The organism is Cnuella takakiae, assembly GCF_001953305.1.
Taxonomy (GTDB): Bacteria; Bacteroidota; Bacteroidia; order Chitinophagales; family Chitinophagaceae; genus Flavisolibacter; species Flavisolibacter takakiae.
Window position 1 is genome coordinate 440,645 of sequence record NZ_MTFE01000010.1, and the last position, 21,969, is coordinate 462,613.

General features: G+C 53.8%; 18 protein-coding genes and 1 pseudogene. 3 read left to right on the forward strand and 16 right to left on the reverse strand.

Going from position 1 to position 21,969, the window contains the following annotated elements:
- Positions 1–232 precede the first annotated feature (232 nt).
- From lysS to BUE76_RS02340, 9 genes and pseudogenes are all read right to left on the reverse strand, one after another.
- Positions 233–1,774, reverse strand: coding sequence for a lysine--tRNA ligase (gene lysS, locus BUE76_RS02295; RefSeq protein ID WP_073046714.1), 1,542 nt, complete (start codon positions 1,772–1,774; stop codon positions 233–235).
- Between the two features lie 122 nt (positions 1,775–1,896).
- Complete coding sequence (locus BUE76_RS02300; protein WP_073046711.1) at positions 1,897–2,754, reverse strand: hypothetical protein; 858 nt, start codon at positions 2,752–2,754, stop codon at positions 1,897–1,899.
- A 231-nt stretch (positions 2,755–2,985) separates the two neighbouring features.
- Positions 2,986–4,266, reverse strand: a complete 1,281-nt coding sequence (locus BUE76_RS02305; protein ID WP_073046708.1) for a flavin monoamine oxidase family protein — start codon at positions 4,264–4,266, stop codon at positions 2,986–2,988.
- Between the two features lie 109 nt (positions 4,267–4,375).
- Positions 4,376–4,774 (reverse strand): hypothetical protein, encoded by a 399-nt coding sequence (locus BUE76_RS02310; RefSeq protein ID WP_073046704.1) that lies wholly within the window; start codon positions 4,772–4,774, stop codon positions 4,376–4,378.
- Positions 4,775–4,890: 116 nt separating this feature from the next.
- Entirely contained in the window at positions 4,891–7,647 is a 2,757-nt protein-coding gene (locus BUE76_RS02315; protein WP_073046700.1) for a TonB-dependent receptor, read from the reverse strand.
- A gap of 138 nt (positions 7,648–7,785) precedes the next feature.
- Positions 7,786–8,421 (reverse strand): sterol desaturase family protein, encoded by a 636-nt coding sequence (locus BUE76_RS02320; protein ID WP_083596656.1) that lies wholly within the window; start codon positions 8,419–8,421, stop codon positions 7,786–7,788.
- The gene (locus BUE76_RS02325; protein WP_073046694.1) at positions 8,381–9,268 is read right to left on the reverse strand and encodes an SDR family NAD(P)-dependent oxidoreductase; all 888 of its coding nucleotides are present in this window, start codon (positions 9,266–9,268) and stop codon (positions 8,381–8,383) included. Before BUE76_RS02325 ends, BUE76_RS02320 begins: the two co-directional genes overlap by 41 nt.
- Positions 9,255–10,247 (reverse strand): annotated as a pseudogene (locus BUE76_RS25055) (NAD-dependent epimerase/dehydratase family protein). The gene BUE76_RS02325 and the pseudogene BUE76_RS25055 overlap by 14 nt, the downstream one beginning before the upstream one ends.
- A gap of 24 nt (positions 10,248–10,271) precedes the next feature.
- A complete protein-coding gene (locus BUE76_RS02340; protein ID WP_073046686.1) occupies positions 10,272–10,925 on the reverse strand; it encodes a DUF6134 family protein in 654 nt (217 codons plus the stop codon).
- Between the two features lie 201 nt (positions 10,926–11,126).
- Between BUE76_RS02340 and BUE76_RS02345 the strand changes: the two genes are divergently transcribed.
- Positions 11,127–12,125 (forward strand): helix-turn-helix domain-containing protein, encoded by a 999-nt coding sequence (locus BUE76_RS02345; RefSeq protein ID WP_073046683.1) that lies wholly within the window; start codon positions 11,127–11,129, stop codon positions 12,123–12,125.
- Between the two features lie 47 nt (positions 12,126–12,172).
- The gene (locus BUE76_RS02350; protein ID WP_073046680.1) at positions 12,173–12,865 is read left to right on the forward strand and encodes a DUF4197 domain-containing protein; all 693 of its coding nucleotides are present in this window, start codon (positions 12,173–12,175) and stop codon (positions 12,863–12,865) included.
- Between the two features lie 84 nt (positions 12,866–12,949).
- Here the strand turns inward: BUE76_RS02350 and BUE76_RS02355 are convergent, their stop codons facing one another.
- From BUE76_RS02355 to BUE76_RS02370, 4 genes are all read right to left on the reverse strand, one after another.
- On the reverse strand, positions 12,950–15,709 hold the full coding sequence (locus tag BUE76_RS02355; RefSeq protein ID WP_073046677.1) for a PAS domain-containing sensor histidine kinase: 2,760 nt from the start codon (positions 15,707–15,709) through the stop codon (positions 12,950–12,952).
- Between the two features lie 215 nt (positions 15,710–15,924).
- Entirely contained in the window at positions 15,925–16,938 is a 1,014-nt protein-coding gene (gene obgE, locus BUE76_RS02360) for a GTPase ObgE (protein WP_073046674.1), read from the reverse strand.
- Positions 16,939–17,202: 264 nt separating this feature from the next.
- Positions 17,203–18,435: a T9SS type A sorting domain-containing protein gene (locus tag BUE76_RS02365; RefSeq protein ID WP_073046672.1), complete on the reverse strand. Its 1,233-nt coding sequence runs from the start codon at positions 18,433–18,435 to the stop codon at positions 17,203–17,205.
- A gap of 188 nt (positions 18,436–18,623) precedes the next feature.
- Positions 18,624–19,217: an acyltransferase gene (locus tag BUE76_RS02370; RefSeq protein WP_073046669.1), complete on the reverse strand. Its 594-nt coding sequence runs from the start codon at positions 19,215–19,217 to the stop codon at positions 18,624–18,626.
- Between the two features lie 101 nt (positions 19,218–19,318).
- On the opposite strand from BUE76_RS02370, the gene BUE76_RS02375 reads away from it, so the two are divergent.
- Positions 19,319–19,948, forward strand: coding sequence for a hypothetical protein (locus BUE76_RS02375; protein WP_073046666.1), 630 nt, complete (start codon positions 19,319–19,321; stop codon positions 19,946–19,948).
- A 33-nt stretch (positions 19,949–19,981) separates the two neighbouring features.
- On the opposite strand, the gene BUE76_RS02380 is transcribed toward BUE76_RS02375, so the two are convergent.
- From BUE76_RS02380 to BUE76_RS02390, 3 genes are all read right to left on the reverse strand, one after another.
- The gene (locus tag BUE76_RS02380) at positions 19,982–20,536 is read right to left on the reverse strand and encodes a TVP38/TMEM64 family protein (RefSeq protein WP_073046663.1); all 555 of its coding nucleotides are present in this window, start codon (positions 20,534–20,536) and stop codon (positions 19,982–19,984) included.
- 9 nt (positions 20,537–20,545) lie between these two features.
- Positions 20,546–20,968 carry a hydroxyphenylacetyl-CoA thioesterase PaaI gene (paaI, locus tag BUE76_RS02385; protein ID WP_073046660.1) on the reverse strand — a complete coding sequence of 141 codons (423 nt, stop codon included), beginning with the start codon at positions 20,966–20,968 and terminating at the stop codon, positions 20,546–20,548.
- Positions 20,969–21,068: 100 nt separating this feature from the next.
- Positions 21,069–21,842: an enoyl-CoA hydratase-related protein gene (locus BUE76_RS02390; RefSeq protein ID WP_073046657.1), complete on the reverse strand. Its 774-nt coding sequence runs from the start codon at positions 21,840–21,842 to the stop codon at positions 21,069–21,071.
- Between the last annotated feature and the right edge of the window lie 127 nt (positions 21,843–21,969).

Below are 21,969 nucleotides of genomic sequence, written 5' to 3' on the forward strand. Positions count from 1 at the left end.
AAAGGAACTTCTTTGCATCCTTCGCGGCCGCTTTGCGCCCTTTGCGATACTAAAAAGATAAGTAACGCAAAGACCGCAAAGGTGATGGCAAAGTTCGCAAAGAAGGAGCGGGGTACAAAAACAAAACAGGCTGAACCAGTGGTGCAGCCTGTTTTGTGTATTGAATTAATCAGGTCTTTTTATGCTTTTCGCCGGCTGCCTGCATCCGGAAACTGGCAACCGGCAACCAACTTTACCCTTCCGCTTCCTGCTCTTCATGGCCCCACTTCTCGGGACGCATCTGCGGGAAAAGGAGCACATCCTGGATAGAAGGCTGGTTGGTGAGCAGCATACACAGGCGGTCGATACCAAAACCGATACCGGCTGTGGGTGGCATGCCGTATTCGAGGGAACGCAGGAAGTCGTAGTCGATGAACATGGCCTCGTCGTCGCCACGCTCCATCAGTTTTACCTGGTCTTCAAAACGTTCGCGCTGGTCGATGGGGTCGTTCAGTTCGGAGTAGGCATTGGCGATTTCCTTGCCGTTTACGATCAGTTCGAAACGCTCCACCAGCCCGGGTTTGCTGCGGTGCTTCTTGGTCAGCGGGCTCATCTCGATGGGGTAGTCGATGATGAAAGTGGGCTGCACATAGTGGTGCTCGCATTTGCCACCAAAGATCTCGTCGATCAGTTTGCCCTTGCCCACCTTGGGATCGGCTGCAATATCCAATTGCTTGCATACTGCACGCAGTCCTTCTTCGTCCATTTCGCTTACATCGATGCCAGTGTGCTCCTTTATGGCATCATAAATAGAAATGCGCTTGAAGGGCGCTTTGAAGGAAATGGTATTGTCGCCGTTTACAAAATCGGTGGTGCCGTTCACATCGAGGGCTGCCTTTTCCAGCAGTTGCTCGGTGGTGTGCATCATCCAGTCGTAGTCTTTGTAGGCGGTATAAAATTCCAGTACGGTAAACTCGGGATTGTGGGTGCGGTCCATGCCTTCGTTGCGGAAGTTGCGGCTGAACTCGTACACCCAGTCGAAACCACCCACGATGAGGCGCTTGAGGTAGAGCTCATTGGCAATACGGAGGTAGAAGGGCACGTCCAGCGCATTGTGGTGCGTCACAAAGGGGCGTGCAGCGGCACCGCCGGGAATGCTTTGCAGCACGGGGGTATCCACTTCCAGCGCACCATTGCCGTTGAGAAACTCGCGGATGGAGTTGATCAGCCTGGAGCGCTTGACAAAAGTTTCCTTTACGGTGGGGTTGATCACCAGGTCGGCATAACGCTGGCGGTATTTGAATTCGGGATCGGTAACGGCATCGTATACCACGCCATCGGCCTCTTTTACAATGGGCAGGGGACGCAGGCTCTTACCCAGGAAGGTGAGCTCTTTTACGTGTACCGAAATCTCACCCAGCTTGGTGCGGAACACAAAACCTTTCACGCCCACGAAGTCACCGATGTCGAGCAGCTTTTTCCATACCGTATCGTACATCGAAGTGTCTTCACCGCGTGCCAGGTCGTCCTTGCTTACATACAGTTGTATGCGGCCGCTGCTGTCCTGCAGCGAAGCAAAGGAAGCCTTGCCCATCACCCGCATGCTCATAATGCGGCCGGCGAGGCACACTTCTTCAAAAGCGGCAGGGTTTTCATCAGAAAATTGATCCTTGATATCGGTAGCGTAATGCGAAACGGGATAAGTGGGTGCAGGATAGGGGTCGATACCCAGTGCCTGCAGCTGCGCCAGCTTGTCGCGGCGTATCTGCTCCTGCTCGGAAAGGTGTTGTTGCATGCTCACTTGTATTGAGGTGCAAATGTAGTTGGAAGACGGGAAAGACCGTAAAGACAGTAAAGACGGAAGAGACAGAAAAGAAGGTAAATAAGATTGGTTTTAAAAAATAGGTTTGCTTTCGGTTAGTCAAACCGCAGCCGGTAGGCCAGGGCAAGGCGGGCAACCACGCCATCGTTAAATTTTTCCTGCACATCGTACTTCGATTGGCCGCCCTCCTGCCCCAGGCGAAAGCGCCGGAAAAAGGAATGACCAAACTCTGAGGTAAGCACTAGTTGCCTGGACAGGTACCAATCAGCAAAACCCTGCAACTGGTTTTCATCGATCCGGATAAAACGCAGGGGCGTACCGCCATTGTTTTGGTACCGGTACGAATTAGTTATGGCCCTGAAAGAAGCGCCGTAGTAAAAACGGCTGTTTACTTTCTTTTCCAAGGTAAGGCTGCCGGGCAGGTTGCCAAACAACTGCAGGCCGGGTTTGATGCGGTACTCGATGCCCAGCACCGGCACCACGAAATTTCCAAAGAACTCGTGGTTGTAGTAAAGCCCCATTTTGTATTTGAGTCCCGGCTTGCGGGTGAGGGTAGCCAAAAAGAGCCCGCCCATCTGGAACTTATCCGAGCCCTTTACACCCTGACCGTTCCAACGCGGAATAAGGGCAATGGTAGTGGTCAACCGCGGTGTCCAGGGTTTGATAAACGCGGTAAACAACACCTTTCCTTCCACCTTTTCAGGTAATGAAGGTGCTACCGGCAGGTTGATCCACCACCGTTCAAAGATGGGGTTCACCAGTAGCAGGCTGCTGTCCTTGAATTGAATGGGCACCTGCACCTGTGCATTGGTGTAATAAAAACTGTTTTGCTGTTGGTTGCGGCGCACCAGCCCGGCATCAAAGCCGCGGCTGTAACGCACCGATGCAAGATCAAGGTAAGGCTGTGCTACTGCCGCATGGGCAAGGAGCAAAAGGCAAAGCAGGCGGAACATAAAAGAAGGTTTAGGAGGTGATGGCAATATCCTCCATAGGTTAGACTGCTTTTTTTGAACCACAGAGACAAGACGGCAGGGAAGGGCACAGAGCAGAAAGCGTTAGTCTTCAATGCGGGTGTATAATTTCAGCAGGTACAAGTATAATTAGTATACCGAAATATACCCTTCGTGCAACTTTCTGTCTTTGTGTCTTCGTGGCTCAAACCGCTGCAAACAACGTTGCAACAATCACTGCCCTGACATCTTTTGCGCTGCTGCCAACCCGCTGGCCAGTGCGCCTTCTACCGTACCGATCGCTGCACCGGCATGCAGGGCCTCACCGGCAAAAAACAAGGTATTGTCTTCGGGCTCCAACAGGGTGTTGATATGCCGGTGGCCATCCACCACTTCGTAGGAATATGCGCCATGGAAGTAAGGATCGGCCGACCAGTTGTGAGCGGCCGCACCCTGCAACAGGCCACGCAGCCTTTCCTCGTTGATGGCAAAGATCTGGAGCAGAGAAGCAATGGCCTTTTCCACCAGTTCTTGTTCTGAAAGTTGTTGCAAAGCTGCTGCCTTGGGGCCACCCATCCAGCCGGTGAGCAGGGCATCCTGCTGCGGGTGCTGCGTCCACCAGGTGGGAATGGCGGCTTCGAAAAAAAGGAAGAACAGGTTGTCGAGGGCCTTACCTCCGGTATACTCCGGGTTCTTCCAAAACGCCTCGCTGAACTGCAGGGCCACTTTTACCACATGGCCAAAACCAAGTGCCTTGATTGCCTCCGTTTTTTGTTGCGGCAAGGCTGGTAAAAAAAGGATCTTTTCTGATTGCAGCACGCCCAGTGAGACAGTGATGAGCACCTGTGCGGCGGTAAAGCTTTGACCTGTTGTAAAAACGGTTGCGCTTCCCCGTTGCCACCTGATTTCCCGCACCGCTTGCTCCAGGAAAAAGGCAACACCCATTTCCCGGCATTGCGCTTCCAGGTATTGCACTAAGGGGCGGTAGCCACCCACCGGACGGTATTGTTCTTCATATTCGGCGGCAAGGTCTTCGCAAAGGGCTTTGGCACTGCTCCTGTTGGTATCGGCAGCAAAATAGCCTTCGGCATAATCCTGCATGGCTGCTTTTTCTTCGGGGTCTTCCACCTGTGCCAGGAACTGCGCAACGGTAATATCCTTTTCCAGCGTATCGCAGGGCAGGCCGCTTTCGTCTTCTTCGGCAAAGCTTTCCTGTTGGGTAAACTCCCCCTTGCTGCCCTGCCAGTTGCTGCCATCGGCCGGTACATAAGCTATACCGGCTTCATCGAGCAAAGACTTGGTGAGGGGCAGGTCGCCGTGGATAAACTCGGCGCCCAGCTCCACGGGTTTGGCAAAACCTTCGTGGGTGATGGTATACATCCGGCCACCTGTGCGGTCAAGTGCTTCCACGATGGCTACGCTTTTGCCCTGTTGCGCCAGGTGGCGGGCCGCCATGAGGCCGGCAGCACCGGCACCGATGATGAGTACATCAAAAGAAGCTGGGTTTGTTTGCATAAAAGGCTTTGCTGCAAAGGTGCTGCCACCGGGCTTTTTTCCAAAACCTATAAGGTTTTTAAAACCTTATAGGTTTGTGCGGGCTACTGGTGAAACCTTGAAGGTTTTATCATTTTCCCAAAGCAATGTGCACACCCAGGCTGGGCAGGCTTTGGCTGTATTTATGGGTAAACGGTACGGGCTTATTACTCATCAGCAGTTTTGCCCGGCGCTTGTTTCTGAAGCCCTGCACAAACAGGGGAATACTGCCTGCAACAGCGGCGGTGCCAAAAATCATGGCCATACCGTCACCACCGGAGCCGTCCAACGAAAAATTGTCCAGGCCTACATGCCACAGCACCAAACCCGAGCCCAGCAAAATGAATGCAGCCACTTTCTGCTGGCGGCTCCTAGCAAGATAGCTGTCGCTTGTAGCCACATCGTCGATGCCCCCGGAGTAAGTACTATCCTTCTGTGCCAGCACTTCAAGTCCGGCCACCAGCAACAGGGAGAAGAGCAAGGTTTTCATGATTTTGATTTTTCAATGACGGTTGTTAACCCAATTCCATAGGGGCTTGGAAAACAAAGACTTGAAGCTTGTAGCCAACAGCTTGCAGCTTTTCCGCAATTGTCTTAAAAGCAGTATTACAACACATTATACCCCACACTCAAATAATACATCGCCCCGATCCTGGGATTGGCGTAGCCCTCGATATAATACCGGTTGGTGATATTGGTGCCACCCAGCTTGATGATGCTTTTGATTTTTGGAAAAAGGTAATTCACCTGTGCATCCATCGTGCTGAAGGCGGGTACCGGGCCATAAGCCAGTTCGCCCTGCCAATCAAAGGCATCGCGCCAGCGGTACAGCAGGTTAAAACCCCAGCGTTCCTTTTTACCCAAACCTGTATTGCCCACCCCTGCATTCAGGCGGTATTTGGGTGTGTTGAACAGGGACTGAAAATCGGCGGGCACATCCGAAAGGCGGTCGGAGTAGGCATTTACGAAAACAGAAAAGTTACGCGGCAGGCGGTAGTCGAAGCTGGCGCCAAACCCATAGGTGCGTACTTCGGGTGCACTGTTTACCACCACCGAATAGATTTCGCGGGTGGCGGGTTGGAACAGGGTGCGGCGTCCCAGGAAATTGCGGTACTGCCCGGCGTATGCATACGCGTCTACCGAAAGGCGGCGGGCAAGGGTAGCCCGGTAGCCCAGTTCAAAACTGCGCATGCTTTCGGGTTCCAGCTGCCGGTAGGTAAAAGGCTGCTGCGTGATGAGGTCCACCAGCGGGAACTTGGCCGCGTTCATGTACTCCATGATCCAGGGCAGCCCGCCCAGTATGGTATAATCGCCCACATCCAGGCGGATGAATTTTTGCTGGGTAGTGGCAAAACGGTAAGCCGTTTGGTAGCTGAAGCGCAGGGTTTGCTCAGGCGCCAGCTTCAACAGGGCCGTTGCCCGGGGTGTGTAGCGCCCTTCAAAGTCCTGGTTTTTGTCATAGCGAAGCGAAACAGAAAGGGTAAGGGCATCGTTGGGCAGAACGGGCTTACTCAGCTGGGCATACAATCCCAGCTCGTTGATGCGTATGGGCGCCATGGAGTCGATAAACAGGGTGCCCTGCGAGTTGAGCACATAACGTTTGAAATTGCCACCCACCACCAGGTCGGCAAAGCGGGTCAGGTTCTTAAAGTGGTACTGCCCTTCATACATCCACAACTCCGATTTTTCGAGGAACAAACCACCACGGGGGATAGGCACTTTGCGCACTTTATCAAAAAGCTGCTGGAAGGCTGCAGTGCCGGGTTGCGGCCTGCCCGCATCGACAAAAGCCCGGGCAGCATTGTGTATTGCGGCCCCACTGTTGGCTGCCAGCACTGCCTGCTCGGCAGCCGTGCGGGCTTCGGCGGCAGGTTTGCCTGCAGCAAGCGCATCCCCAAAAGCCTTGGTGTATACAGGAACCAGTTGCTGTACCAGCGCACCGGTGTACTGCGGAAACCAACTGCCTGCTGGGTTGCTGTTGTCCAGGCTTCTTTTCCAGCCTTCATTCATCAGCTGGGCGGTAGTGGTGGCACTGTAGGCATCGCCGGCATCTTCCTGCGTGGTAAAGGCGCGGAGGAACCAGTTCTTGTTGCGCAGCTCGGCCTTGTATTGCGCGATGGTAATGCCTTTGAGTACAAAGCGGTTGTTGCCCGTATACACCGTATTGCCCCGGGCCCAGTTGCCGGATAGGATGGCTTCGGTATTGCCACCCAGGCGGTAGTGCAGCGCGCTGGTGAGCTTGAGGTTTTTTGTGTTGGGATCGATCATATCCCTTTCGCTGTAACCGGTACGCGATACCACCTGCGGGCTGGACATCAAAGGAAGTAGCACCGGTGCAAGGGCATTATTTCCCTGCATCATAGCTTGCATTACACCCCTGATATCGCCGCTGGTTTCATCGCCATACACATTTACGCCGTCGTAGCCTTTAGCGGTAGCGCGGCTGCCCGGGATCACAACGCCACCCGAGCCCGTGCGGCGGTAATTGTTTTCGTTATCGGCCAGCCAGTCCTGCGCCTGCAGGTATTGCCCCGAAACCTTGAAAGCAAACCGGTTGAAGGATTTAGCATACCGCAAAGCATAGTCGTACAGCGGCGCCGGCGAGCGGCCATCGGGTGCATCAATGTGGTTGACGCCCTGCTTCAGTTGCAGGCTCAGTCCCTGATGTTCAAAGGGGCTTTTGCTGTTGATCAGAATGGTGCCGTTCATACCACCGGGTCCGTACAGCGCCGAAGAGGCGCCCGGCAGGATTTCTACATGGTCCACATCCAGTTCCGTTAAGCCTGCAAAATTGCCCACGAAGAAGTTGAGGCCCGGTGCCTGGTTGTCCATGCCGTCCACCAGTTGGTTTACCCTTGGGCTGCCGCTGCCATTGAAGCCACGGGTGCTGATGGTTTTAAAGGTGATGCTGGAAGTGGTAATGTCCACGCCCTTGCGGTAAACGGCCAGGCTGTAATAATCGGTGGGGGCGTTGGCTATCTGGCGGTAGCCATACCGTTCGATGGTTACCGGTGCATTGCGCAGGCGGGTGGGCATACGGGTGCTGCTGGTTACCAGCACTTCCTGCTCGGTAACCATTTTGGGCGTTAGTTCCATCACCCCTAAAGCCGTGGATGCGGCTTCCAGGACCAGTGAGTCGTACTCGGCCGAAGTGATCACTACCCTGGCTGGCAAGCCAGGCACCGAGAGGAAGAAATGACCAGTTCCATCAGTGCGGGTAATGGCACCACCGGCACTTACGGTTACATCGGCAAGAGCGGCGCCACTGATCTTATCGCGTACCTGCCCTTCCAGTTTTTGCTGGGCAAGTACCTGGTTCAGTAGGGCGGCAAGCAACAGGAGGGTAATGCAAAACTTTTTCATGATGATCGCTGGTTTGTGGTGAATAATGAGGTGAAACTAGCAGGGCAAACAGGCGGTGGGAAACGGAATGCTGCGGCAGGCAGCCCGGAGGGTAGCAGTATTTGCCAAAAGCCAAATTGGCTATTCTGGTGGGTGGCATCAATCCGTAACCGGCTCTTCGTGGAGGTGGTTGCGGGTGTAATAAGCCAGAATACGCGGAGCGATTTTGGCGGGTTGCGGCGGAAGGGTTTGGAAAAGATCATCCCACCAGGGTACGCAGATGCCGTAACAGGTATTGGGATATTTCCAGTGGTGGAAAAAATGGTAGCGGTACAAGCGGCGGAACAGCCTTGCCGACCAGGGCTGGTGCAGCACCCAGTGCATGGAAAAATAGCTGTAAATGCCTGCGGCAAAACCGGCAAGCAGGGTAAAATAGTTGTGCAGCCACACCGCAACAGCAGCTATCATTGCCAAAAGCAGCAGCATAGCAACTCTTGCAAACAAGGGTACCGAAATCTCGGTAGGATGTTGGTGGTGGCGCAGGTGCTGGCGGCTTAGCTGGGTGGCGCTGCTTCGGTGGCGGTGTAGGTAAAAACGGTGCAACAGGTACTCTACAAAAGTCCAGCTGCACCAGCCCAGCAACAGCAGCCACAGCTGTGCGCCAAGAGGTGTATAGCGGGCCAGCCAGCGTTCCAGAATCAAAGCCGGCAGGAAGAGTAAGGCAAAAACAAGCCAGCAGCCTGCCTGCCCGGGCTTATGCAGCAAGGAAGACGGTAGCAAGGACAAGGGTTTCATACATCTTGTTTTGAGGTTGGGAAAATGGGGTATGGGAGGTCGGCAGGGGCACCACTTCAGCCTTAAAGCTTTTTTGTTGGAAAGCCGTCAGCCTGTCCTGCAGCCAGCCGGGGCACCAGTTGCTTACCTGTAGCAGCAGCCTGTTGATACGGCCGGGAACGATGCGGGCTTTTTTGCGCAGCATACCCTCGATGGCTGCCTTGGCCACCACCTGTGGCTCCAGGGTAGAGCGGCGGCCCAGCCACGTGCCGGTGCGGTTGGCCAGTATCAGCCGCCAGCTGGTGTTGATGGCACCCGGGCACAGCGCCGATACATACACTTTTGGGGGCCGCAGCTCGCGGCGCAGGCTGCGCGAAAAAGCCAGCAGGTAGGACTTGGTGCCGCCATACACCTGTTTTTGCGGCAGCGGGAAGAGGGCTGCCAGGCTGCTTACATTGAGGATATGGGCAGGAGCAGCAGCCAGCAAATCATCGAGGAACAAGCGGGAAAGGAGCGTGGGTGCAAGTGTATTCAGGCGGATCAGGCGGCTGTAGTAACCGGTACTGCGCTGGTGAAAATAAAAGGTGCCGCCCATGCCTGCATTGTTGACCAGGATGCCGATGCGGCAACCCAGGCCCTGTACCTGCCGGTGCAGGGCGAAGCAGTTGGCTTCTTCCGACAGGTCGGTTTCGATGGCATGTGCCACCACGCCAAAATGGTTTTGGATGAAATTGGCGGTATGCGCCAGCCCGCTGCCGGGCAGGGCCACCAGCACCATGGGTATGCCCCTTTCGGCACATTCAAGGGCAAGGGCTTTGCCCAACCCTTCGCTGGCGCCGGTGATGAGGGCATAGTCAGTGGGTTGCATAACGACCGGTTTTGAAGTACTGCAGGGTAGCGGCAATGCCCTGCGCCAATGGGGTGATGGTATAGCCCAGCTCCTGCACGGCCTTGTCGCTGCTCATGGCATAGCTGCGGAAGAGGCGGCGCACCGTTGCCGGCTTCAGCTGGGTGTCGATGCCCAGCAGGGATGCCATGCGGCCGTAAACTGTGCTCCAGCCTACCAGCAAGCCCTCGGGCAGCGGGAGGATGCAGAGCCTGCGGCCGCTGACGGATGCAAGGGTCTGGAAGAGTTCGGCATAGGTGGCATTGGGCCCGCCCAGGATGTACTTGGCGCCGGGCTTTCCTTTTTCCAGCGCCAGCAGGTGTCCTTCCACCACGTCTTCGATAAAAGTGTAGGAACCCACCGCTTCCGTATGGGCGGGGATAAAGGCAAACCCATTTTGCAGGGCCTGCCGCAGGGTTTTGGTTACCGGGTTGGCCGTGGTTTCGGGGCCGGGGCCATATACCCGTGGCAGCGACACAATCGTTGCCTGCAGGCCCAGGTTTACGTATTAGGCCACCAGCTGCTCGGCGCAGTACTTCGATACTTCATAGTCGTTGTCGAAAGGCCGCAGGCGGGTATCGGTTTCGGTAACCGGGCGGCCATATGAAGGGCCCAGCACCGCGCAGGTGCTGGTAAACACTAGGCGGCTGATGCCCTGCCGCAGGGCCGCCTCCAGTACATGATGGGTACCGCCCACATTGACGCGGAAAAATTCGGATGCACGGGGGTGGTAATAGCGGGCAAGGGCTGCGGCGTGTATCACCTGTTGGCAGCCTTCCATGGCGCGGTCCACCGAGGCGGCATCGGTGATATCGCCGGTAAAAAAGCGGATGTTGGGGTGGCGGGGCAGGTTGCGCTGCAGGTTACGCACCAGGGCCTGTACCTGGTAGCCCCGTTTTGCGGCATGCAGGGCCAGCCGGTGACCCACATAGCCTGTGGCGCCGGTAAGAAAAAGCTTCATATCTGTGGTTTTAAGGGGTGCTTATCAGTTGTCTGCAATCATTTCGGCAGTAAACCAGCGGCTGCGTAATACCACGCGGTTGCAGCGTCCGCCGCTGTACCAGAACTCATTGATTTTGCCATCGGGCAGTGCCACCTGGTAGTGGCCTGCCTCTATTTTCCGGATGGGAACCAATTGGGCATGGCTGTCGGAAAACACATGGCTGCGTTGAAGCGGCTCCCGGGCATACAGGCTTAGGGTACTGTACCCAACGGGCGGGTGGCTGATGTGGCGCTGGCGGCCATCTTCGTTGAGGCGGCAGCCCCCGGGCACCGCGGTGAGGGTGCGGTTTTCTTTTTCTAATCCATTGATGGTGCGGCGCACCGAAGCATACACCAGTTGCTCCTGCTGGTACCAGCTTTCTTCCGTGGCCTTAATGCGTATCAGCGTAACAATCCGGGTTTGCACTTCCGATTCCAGCTTCAGGCGGGTAGTGCCATGGTGCTGGGCCGTTTGCAACTGCAAATGGCCAACGGGTTTGCCATTTCGGTAAATGGTAAAATGCTTTTGCTGCGCACAGGCGGCAATGCCCAGCAGGAGGAGTAAAGCAGAAAACAACAGCGGATGAAAGCGGTAGGTGTGCCGGGGAGTACCGGCTTTGAGGCGCCTGAGCCATAACAGGAGGAGCAGGGTGATCATGACGTTGGTTTCTGCAGCTAAACTAGCAGGCACCTCAGCCCTCCCGTAATTGAATTATAACCGGCAGCAGTACTGTTGTGGCAATTATTGCTTCCGGCAGCTTCAAGCGCATTGTGCAAACGCATTATTTGCACTATTTTGAAACACAGGTCTGCTCCCGCCGCAAGTTTTTGCCAAACCTTTTGCCTACAACCGTTTTATATGAGTACATCATCGGTACAGGGTGCATTGTTTCAAAAAATCAGGGAAAAAGCCAGCGACCAGCAAGGCCTGGCCGAAACCATCGCTTCCCTGTTACATGTAAGCACCGACAGCGCTTACCGCCGCATCAGGGGCGAAAAGCCTTTATCGCTGGAAGAGTTCCAGTTGCTGTGTACCCGCTACCAGGTGTCGGCCGACCAGCTTTTTGGCCAGCAGGCAGGCGGCTTTATTTTCCAGGGCAAACTGCTGGAAACTACCCAGTTTCGCTTCGACAAATACCTGGAAGGCATTATCATGCAACTCAAGTACATCGGGTCTTTTACCGACAGCCATATGTACTATATGTGCAAGGATATCCCGGTATTTTACCATTTCCAGTTTCGCGACCTCGCCGCTTTTAAATACTATATCTGGATGCGGGCCATCATCGATCACCCGGAGTTTACCAATAAGCCTTTCCGCTTTGCCGATTACAGCGATGAACTCTTTTCGCTGGGCGGTAAAATCGTTGAGCTCTACAACCGTTTCCCTTCTACGGAACTCTGGAATGTGGAAAGCATCAACAGTACCATCCAGCAGATCAAATTTTGCCGCGACATGGGCCTGATCACCAGCAACGAAGACCTGCAACGGATCTACCATTCGCTCCGCCAGCTGGTAGACCACCTGGAAGCACAGGCGGCCGAAGGCATCAAGTGGTATGCATCGGGTGGCGAACGCATGGGGGCCGCTTTTGGCATGTACCACAACGAGTTTATCCTGGGTGATAATTCTATCCTGGCGGTTACGGGCTCCCGCAAAATGGCGTTCCTGGTACACAGCGTTATCAACTATGTCAGCACCCATGATGTTGCCTTTTGCGACCACCTGTACCACAACGTGCACAACCTGATGAAACGGTCGACCCTTATCAGCACCGACAGCGAGGTTGAACGCAATGCTTTTTTCAGGCTGCTGTACCGCAAGCTGTCGCAAAGCACCGAAGCCCAGCCTTTGTAAACCGGCATGGTCTGGCAAAGCTTTTGAAGCAAGGCAGTAAACATTCTATGATCCGTAGCTTTTCCTTCCTGTTGCTGCTGTTGTGTGCATTGAGTTCCTGTGGTTTACTGCAACAGTCTCAGGTTAAAATACCCCTCACTGAAACTGAAGCCGCACAGGGCATCCGCGAAGCCCTCGATCAGGGTGTAGGCAGGGGCATCGCCCAGCTACACCGCGAGGATGGCTTTTTCCGAAACAATACCTACAAGATTTTATTACCTGCCGAAGCGCAGAAAGTAGAAGCCGTGTTGCGGCAGATGGGTATGGACGCCCTGGTGGACAGGACGATCCTGCAGATCAACAGGGCCGCCGAAGACGCCGTTGGCGCTGCACGTCCCATTTTCGCCGAAGCCATCAGTGGCATGACGCTTACCGATGCCCTCACCATTGTGCAGGGGCAGCAGGATGCCGCCACCCAGTATTTCAGGCAAAAAACCACCAACCAGCTGAAGGCAGCCTTTACGCCCATCATTCGTTTATCGCTGGACAAGTTCAGCGCCACCAAGTATTACGAAGACCTGATCAACACCTATAATAATTTTCCCACTACGCTCCAGAAAGTAAACCCCGACCTAGCAGGGCATGTAGCTGACAAGGCCGTAGTGGCGCTGTTTGACCAGATAGCAACAGAAGAAGCGCGCATCCGCAGCAGCGGCGCTGCCAGGGCTACTCCCATTTTAAAAAGGGTATTCGGCAGGTAAAACCAGCAGGGTTGGGGCGTACTGGTTTTAGTTTGCCCCATCGCCGTCCATTACCTGAATACCGCAGTTTGAATTCTTACAATCTCATTGCTTCAGGGGCTGTGTCAAAGGCAGGATGATGTGAAAGCTGGCACCGCTACCCTCGGTGCTTTGCGCATAGATATGGCCTTTGTGCCGTTCCACGATTTTACGGCAAAGCGAAAGCCCCAAACCTGTACCCTCGTACCTGCTGCGGGGATGCAGGCGGTGAAATACATCAAAGATCTTTTCAGCGCTTGCTTCCGAAAAGCCAATGCCATTATCGGCAACGGTGATGGTGCAGTATTCCAGGCGGGGTTGCAACTGGGGAAAAAGGCTGTACGATTCGTGTGGCAATAAACTGGCACTAATCCTGATTTCAGGAACCGCTTCGCCTTTGCAGAATTTCAATGCATTGGAAAGCAGGTTATCGAACAGCTGCTGGAGCAGTATGGGATGGCCTTCCACTTTGGGCAGGTCGCCGGTGAAAATGCGGGCACTTCGCTGGGATATCAACAGCTCCAGGTCGCTTTCCACAAGCCTTACCACTTCTACCAGGTCCACCTCTTCCAGTTCCTCGCTTTCTCCACCCAGTATGGAGTAGTTGAGGATGCCGTCTACCATCGAGGACATCCTTTTGGCGGCATCCATGATCTTTTGCAGCAATAGCTGTTGCGGCTCCTCCATTCCGGTGGCCTTGTTCCGCAGCTGGTCGCTGAATACTTTAATTTTTCGGAGCGGCTCTTTCAGGTCGTGCGATACCACGTGGGCAAAATGCTGGAGGTCTTCGTTGGAGCGTTGCAGCGATGCGTTGAGGCGGATGTATTCTTTTGTGCGGCGCTGCACAGCTTCTTCCAAAGCCTCGGCCATATTGCGGGTATCGTGAATATCGGTGCCGGTACCCAGCCATTTGATGATGTTTCCCTGTTCGTCGCGCAGGGGCAGGGCCCTACCCAGCACCCAACGGTACTGCCTGCTGGGCGCATGCAGCCAGCGGTATTCTATTTCGAACACCTTACCCGAACGCACGGCTTCAAACCATAGGTCGAGGCAATGCTGGCGGTCCTGTGGGTGAATAGAAGCCAGCCAGGTTGCTTCGTCCAGGCATTCCAAACTATTGCCGGTAAACTCAAAATAGATGCGGTTGCAGTAATCCAGTTGCCCATCGGGGTTGGCCGTCCACACGGCTTGTGGGCTGGAGTCGGCCAGCTGGCGGAAGCGGGCCTCGCTTTCCTGCAGGCTTAGTTCTGCCAGTTTCCGGTTGGTGATATCTGCCGAGGAAGCAACATAACCTGCAAAAGCACCCGATGTATCGAAATAAGGTTTTGCCTCGGTATAAATCCAGCGCTGGCTGCCATGGGCACCCAGGAGGCGGTGTTCGGCGGCAAAGGGCTGGCGGCTTTCAAAAGCGATAGTGAAAGATTGCAGGATGCCTTCCTGCTCTTCAGGCGCCGTGGCATACAGGCAGCCCTCCTGCTGGAGGGTTTCGAAGCGCATCCCTGTCCAATCCAGCCAGGTTTGGTTGGCAAAAACAGGCATACCGTTTCCGTTGGTCATCCACAAACCCACCGGCGATGCGTTGGTGATGGTGCGCAGCTTTTGCTCCGAAGCTTCTATAAGGGCAGCACCTTCCACGGCACTGGTTACATCCTGCGCTGTACCCACAAAGCGGGCGGGTTTGCCTTCGGCGTCCAGGAATATGCGGCCAAGGGCACGCATCCATTTTACCTGGCCATTGGGGCACAGTACCCGGAAGGTTGTTTCATACTCTGTATTTTCCGCACGGCCCTCCATCAGGCGGTGGTTCATTTCCAGCACCCACTCGCGGTCGTCGGGGTGGATACCGTCGGCAAAATGCTGAAAGGTAAAACGGGTATCGGCATCCAGTCCATAGATGGTATTGAGCAGGGGCGAGCTGGTGAGTACACCTGCTTTCAGATCGTTGTGCCACCAGGCCATGCCGGTAGCTTCGCTTGCCAGGCGCAGTTTTTCTTCCTTGTACCGCAGTTCTTCAAAGGCCTGCTTTTCGGCCGTTTGGTCCAGTATGGTACCCAGCACCCGGTAGCGCTGGCCCTGTTCGTTTACATATACCCTGCCCAGGTTGGCATACCAGCGCACCTGCCCGCCGCTCAGCACCACCCGGAAATTGTTGCGATAGGTAAGCGGCGAGTTGGGATTGGAGATGAAGTTTACATTATTGAGCGATACCGCCTCCCGATCTTCGGGATGTACTTTGCTGATAAAGTCGGTAAAGCCAAAGGGTTCACCGGGCGCCAGTTCGTACAGCTCCCGTGCCTTATCGTTCACCACGGTGGTGTCGGTAACGACGTCATAATCAAAAATGCCCAGTTCGGCAGCGGTTACGGCCAGATTCAGTCTTTCCTCCTGCTGTACCAGGTTGTTTTCCAGTTCTTTCTTTTCGTTGATATTGGTACAAATGGCCAGTACATACAGGGCCTCGCCCATGGCGTCGAGCAACACGGAAGGCTGGCCCAAAAACCATTGGTACTGCCCGTCTTGCTGGCGTACCCTGAACTCGAAAGGCGGCAGCCCTGCGGAAGAGGGCTGGTCAAATAAAACTGCCGCTGCCCGCTGGTCGGCGGGATGAATATAAAGACGCCAGTTTTTCAGCAATGCGTCTTTGCTGGGAGCACCGGTACCCTGCAGCCATGTTTTGTTGGCAAAAATCAGCTTGCCTTCGAGGCTGAGCAGGGTTACAGGAAAAGGAAAAGAATCGGCTACCCGACGCAGTGTGGCCAGGTCCTGTGCTCCTGCCAGGGAGTGCTGGGCCAAACCAGCATTAAATTGGAGAAGGGGTTTGCTCATTACAGTGTTTCCTGCCGCCAACAAACTGCAGGCTGTGCCGAAGTTACTCCAGTACCAAGGGACGCACTGTAGAACAAGCTTGCTTGTTGGTTAAGCGCTAACACCTATATCCTTTAGCATAAAAAAGCGCATTGCGGTCCTTTTCAGGAACTGCAATGCGCCCATGGTGTAATTGTGTTTACTGATCTTGTTTTTCCAAACTAATGCTGGCACAATCAGGCTTCCTGGTCAGCGTTTTCCTGCTCCAGCGCATGCCACAACATGTCCTTGAGTTGCTGGATATTTTTACCGGCTACCGAAGAAATGAAGATGCTCGGGATTTCCCGGGGCAGCTCGGATTTGATGGCGTCCATCAGCTCCTGATCCAGCATATCGCTTTTGGAAATGCCAATGATGAACCGCTTGTGCAGCAATTCGGGATTATATTCTTCCAGCTCGTTCATTAGGATGTCGAACTCCTTGCGGTGATCCTTGCTGTCGGCAGGAATCAGGAAGAGCAAAATGGGATTGCGTTCAATATGCCTTAGGAAGCGGTGTCCAAGCCCCTTTCCTTCGGCAGCACCCTCAATGATGCCGGGCAGGTCGGCGATACAAAAGCTCCTGTTGTCGCGGTACTCCACGATGCCCAGGTTGGGCGTGATGGTTGTAAAAGCGTAATCGGCGATTTTGGGTTTGGCGGCGGTCATCACCGACAGCAGGGTTGATTTGCCCGCATTGGGAAAACCTACCAGGCCCACATCGGCCAGCACCTTTAGTTCAAGCACTTTCCAGCCTTCAATGCCGGGCATACCGGGCTGGCAGTATTCGGGCGCCTGGTTGGTGGGTGTTTTAAAATGGGTATTGCCCAATCCCCCCTTACCACCTGGCAGCCACACTACCTCTTCGCCGTGGTGGAGCACCTCGGCTTCTTTTTCACCTGTTTCTTCGTCAAAAGCAATGGTGCCAAGGGGCACTTCCAGGATGATGTCTTCGCCATCGCTGCCGGTGCGGTTGCCATCGCTGCCCCTTTCGCCGTTTTCGGCCAGTACGTTTTTGTGGTAGCGCATGTGCACCAGGGTCCACAGGTTGCGGTTGCCCCGCAGGATGATATGCCCGCCCCGGCCGCCATCGCCCCCGTCGGGGCCGCCATAAGCCGTGAGCTTATCCCTGCGGAAATGCTTGATACCCGCACCGCCATGGCCACTGCGGCAGTATACCCGTATCTGATCAACAAAATTGCTTCTTTCCAAGCTGGTGTTTTTTGAATAAGCTGCAAAGATAACCCGCAGAAAATAGTTTGGGGTTTGGAGTTTGGGGTTAGGGGTTAGGCGTTTGGGGTTAGGCGTTTGGGGTTGGGTGTTTGGGGTTGCAGTTTTTGGTTTTTTGTTTTTGGTTTTTGGTGGTTAAAGACAGAAGCCTGTACAACTCAGTACAGGCTTCTGTTATGCAAGTTACTGGTTTTGCAAACAAAGTAGAACCCCAAACCCTAAACACTCAACCCCAAACTCAAAACCTCACTGCACAACCAATTTTTCTTCATGCGCCAGCTTGCGGTTGCGGTCGGTGACGCGAACAAGGTAAACAGCCTTTGCATGGGGCAGGGTTAGGGTTTGGGTCTGCCCTTCAAAGGCTATGCTGATGCGGCGGCTTTGCACCGGGCGGCCCAGCACATCCACCAGGTCAATATTGTAATCGCCGGGTGCCACTTTATGAAACTGAAGGGTGATGGCACCGCCTGTAGCCGGGTTGGGATAGAGCTGTATGTTGCGGGTAGCACGGCTTGCGGGTGTTTTGATCGACGTAAGGGTAGCAGGTGCAGGCTTCACCTGCAGGTAATTGCTATTGGCCAGGTCGGAACTGCGGAAAACATTATTACCGTTGGAAGGTGTTGCCTTCCAGCTTTGCGGGTCCACGCGGTAGTAGTCGCTTTCATCCACGCCGCTGCTCACCAGCAGGCGGCCTTCATCATCCACAACGGCGCCATTTACCGTAAACTTTTCGGGCAGCCCGCTGATGCTGCCCAGGTAGGTAGCCAGCCTGTTGGCAGGCGTTACTTTGAACACATGGTTTCGGGCGGTGATGATGTACAGATTGCCGGCATCATCGGCAATCATATCGCCCCCATAACCGGTACAGGCCGAATGAATGGAAATGTTTTTATTTTCCGGTGCATCAATAAGGCCGCCCATCTGCTCAATCGCTGGTTTTTTACCCGAAGTAAAACGGGCCATATGCGCACCATCGTTGGTGATGGCATAGCCCACGCCATCAGGCGTAATCACCATGCGGGTAACCACCTTACCGCCATCTGGCTGTCGCAGGTCGTGGGTCATCAGCAACTGGTCGGTGATATAAAAGAGTTTATTGGTACGCAGGTCGAGGTAGCGCAACTGGCCCACAAACATGGGCGTGAAATACAGCCGCTGGTGCGGTTTGTCATAAGCCATGGCCGCCACCCCCGTAACGAAGGGCTGGCTATACACCTGCTGCCCGGCTTTTTGCGCTACCGCAACATAAGGCTGCTTGGTTTGGGCATCAAAAGCTTCAAGTTGCACACTGGCGCCATCAAACAAAAAATCGGTGTAAGTGCCGCTACGGAAATCAAAGCGACGGATCTTGCTCCAGTCGCCACTCTGCCGGTCCACGCCGGTAATGGCATAGGCAAATTGATCTTTCTGGGCTTGTGCATCAAACAGGGCGCAGCAGGCTGCCACCGAAAAGATAGCCGAAAGGAGAGCTCTTTTCATAGCTTGGTTTTTTAGCATAAAATGGTGGGAGATGATACTACAAGTTAATATAAAATTCAGCCTGCTCATAGTACTGCAAACCACGAAAGAACAGGAAGACGCCGGATACGGTATTCTAGATTTCGGTAGCGGCTCACAGCAGCATGCATTCTACTGAAACAAACTGCTGAAATCCGAGATCTGCGCCTTTATGAAAGCTTTTTAAATACTTGATAGTCCACCACCCGCAACGGCTGCTGCGTTTGGGCTTCGTTGAGGGGCTCGCAAGGTTGCAACGTTTCGTAGCACCATTGGGGCAGTTGCTGGTACAGGCGGGTGCCTTCCGTTTTCCAGGCCATCATTTCATCGCTCACTTCGCGGATGATGCGTGCCGGGTTACCTGCCAGCAGGGAGCGGCGCGGTATGCGCTGACCGCCTTTTACAAAAGCCAGTGCTCCGACTATGCATTCGGCTTCCAGCACCACTTCATCCATGATCACCGCGTTCATGCCCACCAGGCAGTTGGGGCCAATGGTAGCACCATGGATGATGGCACCATGGCCAATATGTGCCCCTTGCTGCAGTAACACGGTTACGCCGGGAAACATATGAATAGTACAGTTTTCCTGCACGTTGCAACCGTCTTCGATGATGATGGCGCCCCAGTCGCCGCGGATGGCCGCACCGGGCCCGATGTATACATCGCGGCCAATGGTGACATTGCCGGTAACGGTGGCTTGGGGATGTACGAAAGCGGAAGGATGCACCACAGGCTTGATGCCGTTAAATTGGTAGAAGGGCATGGTTGAAGTTAAAGGTTCTTGTCAACCTATAAGGTCTTGAAGACCTTATAGGTTTAAACCCGGCAGCTTGCAAAAGCTCAGCCGGCTTTGTACCTTATTATATGGGCAATATTGACTACCACATAGCGTTGCAGCCCGATGGCATCTACCATGTTCTGAACCGGGCTAACGGCAACGAACATTTGTTTTACAATGATGAAAACCGACATTTTTTCCTGCGTAAGTTTCAATTGCATGTAGGACCTGTTGCCGACCTGTATGCCTGGTGCTTATTACCCAATCATTTTCATTTGTTGATACAGGTGAAACCCGAGCTGAAAATTGCTGCGCACCAGCAACAGGTGAAAAGTGGATTCAGGCAAGCGGCCACCAATCCTTTATCCAACTTTATTATGGAACGCTTTTCCAATTGGCTAAATGCCTATTCTAAAGCTTTCAATAAGATGTACAGCCGGAAAGGCAGCTTGTTTACCGACTACTTAAGGCGTATTGCAATAACCAACGATCAACAGCTAGCAGCAACGCTGTTCTACATCCACCGCAACCCTGTTCATCATGGTTGTTGTCAGCACCTGGATAGTTGGGATTGGAGTTCTTACCAGGAGTACCAAAACCGGCAGTATGTGTTGATATCACCTGCTTTTGTGCAACAGTTCTTTGGCACTTTGGGAGCATTTAAAAAGTTTCACAGCCAACCTGTGTATTTGAAAGAAGCCAAGGTAGTAGAATAAGCTGGCTGGTAAACCTATAAGGTTTTAAAAACCTTATAGGTTTTGTGCAGGTTTCCGCTGCAGCACCCACACGATGATGCCAACTGCTGCCACACCAAGAATCAATTTCCCCTGCCATCCGAAATCAGTTACCTGCTGCACAGCAAATGCTTCAATCAACAACGCAGGTATTTTACCCAGGGAAGAAGCAAGAACAAAAAGCAACGCAGGCACTACACCCACGGCTGCGGCAAAGGTTACCAAACCCGAGGGCACAAAGGGCAGCAGGCGCAAAGAAAAGATCAGGAGAAAAGCTTCCCTGCCTTTTGCCTGTACCAGCCGCTGCGCTTTGGGAAATCGCTGCAACTGCTTGTCTGCACCTTTCTTAAATCCTTTCCGGTACAACCAAAAAGAAACAGCGGCTCCTAAAGCTTCACCCAGGAAGGAAATAAAAGTGCCGGGCCAAAATCCAAAGAACAGGATATTAGCCGCAGTAATAAATACACTGGGCAATATGCCAATAACGGCAATTGCGACATTCACCAACAGGCTGATGAACAAAGCTGCACCGGGGTTGGCCGCAAAGAGTTGGAGTAGGTCTTCCTTCACTCCGGCAAGTTAAGGGATGAGCGGCTTGCCGGTACGAAAACAGGTGCCTTTGAACAGGGCCACCAGTTCGTTGTGCTGGTTCAGCACCCGCACCTGGTACAGGCCCGTACTGCGGCCATTGTGCAGCTCGGTGGCTTCGGCGGTGAGCACATCGCCGGGCTTTGTTGTTTTGGTAAAATTGATGGCAGTATCCAGCGCGAGGGAAAGGTTATTGTAATTGTTGCAGGCAAAAGCAAAGGCACTGTCGGCAAAGGAAAAAGCAATTCCGCCATGGATCACGCCAAAGCCGTTGAGCATTTCATTGCGCAGCACCATGCTGATTTTGCTATACCCTGGTGAAATATCCAATACTTCGATGCCCAGCCAGCGGCTAAATGCATCATGCTCCAGCATATGGGCCACTACTGCTTCCGGGGTTTGTTGCTTGATCATGAGTGCAATTTCGGATTTTAGATTGCGGATTTCGGCAGTTGTTGAATGAAGAAGACCTTCAGCTGTATTAAACTTCCAAAATCCCACATTCGAAATATCCTCATTCGCCCTTAAACACCGGTGGTCTTTTTTCCAAAAATGCCTGAACGCCTTCCTTGAAATCGGCGGTGGCACCGGCACGTTGCTGGAGTATTTCTTCGTCGTGCAGCTGGTCTTCGAAATGGTTTTGAAAGGAGCCGTTCAGCGCCTGCTTGGTAAGTGCCAGTCCCCTGGTGGGCATTTGCGCCAGCACCACCGCCAGCTGCATGCTTTCGGCGGCAAAACTTTCGTCGTTAAAAACTTTATAGATCATGCCGATGCGCTGGGCTTCTTCGGCGGGTACTTTATCGCCGGTAAGCATCAGGGCCGATGCCTTTTGCCAACCGATCAAACGCGGTAAAAAGAAGGTACCACCGCTGTCGGGTATCAATCCTATTTTGGAAAAAGCTTGTATGAAAGATGCCGACTGCGCAGCCACTACAATATCGCAACTGAGGGCAATATTGGCACCGGCACCGGCAGCCACACCGTTTACGGCAGCCACTACAGGCTTATCGAGCTTGCGGATACGCCGTACAATGGGATTGAAATGCTCGGCGAGGATGGCAGGCAACTTAGGCCCGTTGGGATCCACCACTTCATTCAAATCCTGACCCGAACTGAAAGCCTTGCCCGCACCGGTAAGGAGCACGGCACGTATGTCTTTGCGTTTCTTGCATTCGTCGAGGTATTGCTGCACCGTCAGCGCCATTTCTCGGTTAAATGCATTGTACTGTTCCGGCCGGTTGAGCGTGATGATGCCCACACTATTCGCTACTTCAAAAAGGGCTGCCATGGGGATGGTTTTGGGTTGGCCTAAGATAAGAAATGAGCCAATGTGGTAATGAGCTAATTAGCCAATTTGCTAATGTGCTAAGCAGCTAACACAGGTAGTATTGATGCTCTTTTATTAGTGCGGAGGA

Bases quoted from the DNA above. Each gene is read 5' to 3' on its own strand.
- BUE76_RS02365 (WP_073046672.1), bottom strand. From the start codon at position 18,435: ATGAAAAGAGCTCTCCTTTCGGCTATCTTTTCGGTGGCAGCCTGCTGC.
- BUE76_RS02345 (WP_073046683.1), top strand. From the start codon at position 11,127: ATGAGTACATCATCGGTACAGGGTGCATTGTTTCAAAAAATCAGGGAA.
- BUE76_RS02340 (WP_073046686.1), bottom strand. From the start codon at position 10,925: ATGATCACCCTGCTCCTCCTGTTATGGCTCAGGCGCCTCAAAGCCGGT.
- BUE76_RS02320 (WP_083596656.1), bottom strand. From the start codon at position 8,421: ATGAAACCCTTGTCCTTGCTACCGTCTTCCTTGCTGCATAAGCCCGGG.
- BUE76_RS02315 (WP_073046700.1), bottom strand. From the start codon at position 7,647: ATGAAAAAGTTTTGCATTACCCTCCTGTTGCTTGCCGCCCTACTGAAC.
- BUE76_RS02305 (WP_073046708.1), bottom strand. From the start codon at position 4,266: ATGCAAACAAACCCAGCTTCTTTTGATGTACTCATCATCGGTGCCGGT.
- BUE76_RS02375 (WP_073046666.1), top strand. From the start codon at position 19,319: ATGGGCAATATTGACTACCACATAGCGTTGCAGCCCGATGGCATCTAC.
- BUE76_RS02310 (WP_073046704.1), bottom strand. From the start codon at position 4,774: ATGAAAACCTTGCTCTTCTCCCTGTTGCTGGTGGCCGGACTTGAAGTG.
- BUE76_RS02370 (WP_073046669.1), bottom strand. From the start codon at position 19,217: ATGCCCTTCTACCAATTTAACGGCATCAAGCCTGTGGTGCATCCTTCC.
- BUE76_RS02325 (WP_073046694.1), bottom strand. From the start codon at position 9,268: ATGCAACCCACTGACTATGCCCTCATCACCGGCGCCAGCGAAGGGTTG.
- BUE76_RS02300 (WP_073046711.1), bottom strand. From the start codon at position 2,754: ATGTTCCGCCTGCTTTGCCTTTTGCTCCTTGCCCATGCGGCAGTAGCA.
- BUE76_RS02355 (WP_073046677.1), bottom strand. From the start codon at position 15,709: ATGAGCAAACCCCTTCTCCAATTTAATGCTGGTTTGGCCCAGCACTCC.
- BUE76_RS02390 (WP_073046657.1), bottom strand. From the start codon at position 21,842: ATGGCAGCCCTTTTTGAAGTAGCGAATAGTGTGGGCATCATCACGCTC.
- BUE76_RS02350 (WP_073046680.1), top strand. From the start codon at position 12,173: ATGATCCGTAGCTTTTCCTTCCTGTTGCTGCTGTTGTGTGCATTGAGT.
- paaI (WP_073046660.1), bottom strand. From the start codon at position 20,968: ATGATCAAGCAACAAACCCCGGAAGCAGTAGTGGCCCATATGCTGGAG.
- lysS (WP_073046714.1), bottom strand. From the start codon at position 1,774: ATGCAACAACACCTTTCCGAGCAGGAGCAGATACGCCGCGACAAGCTG.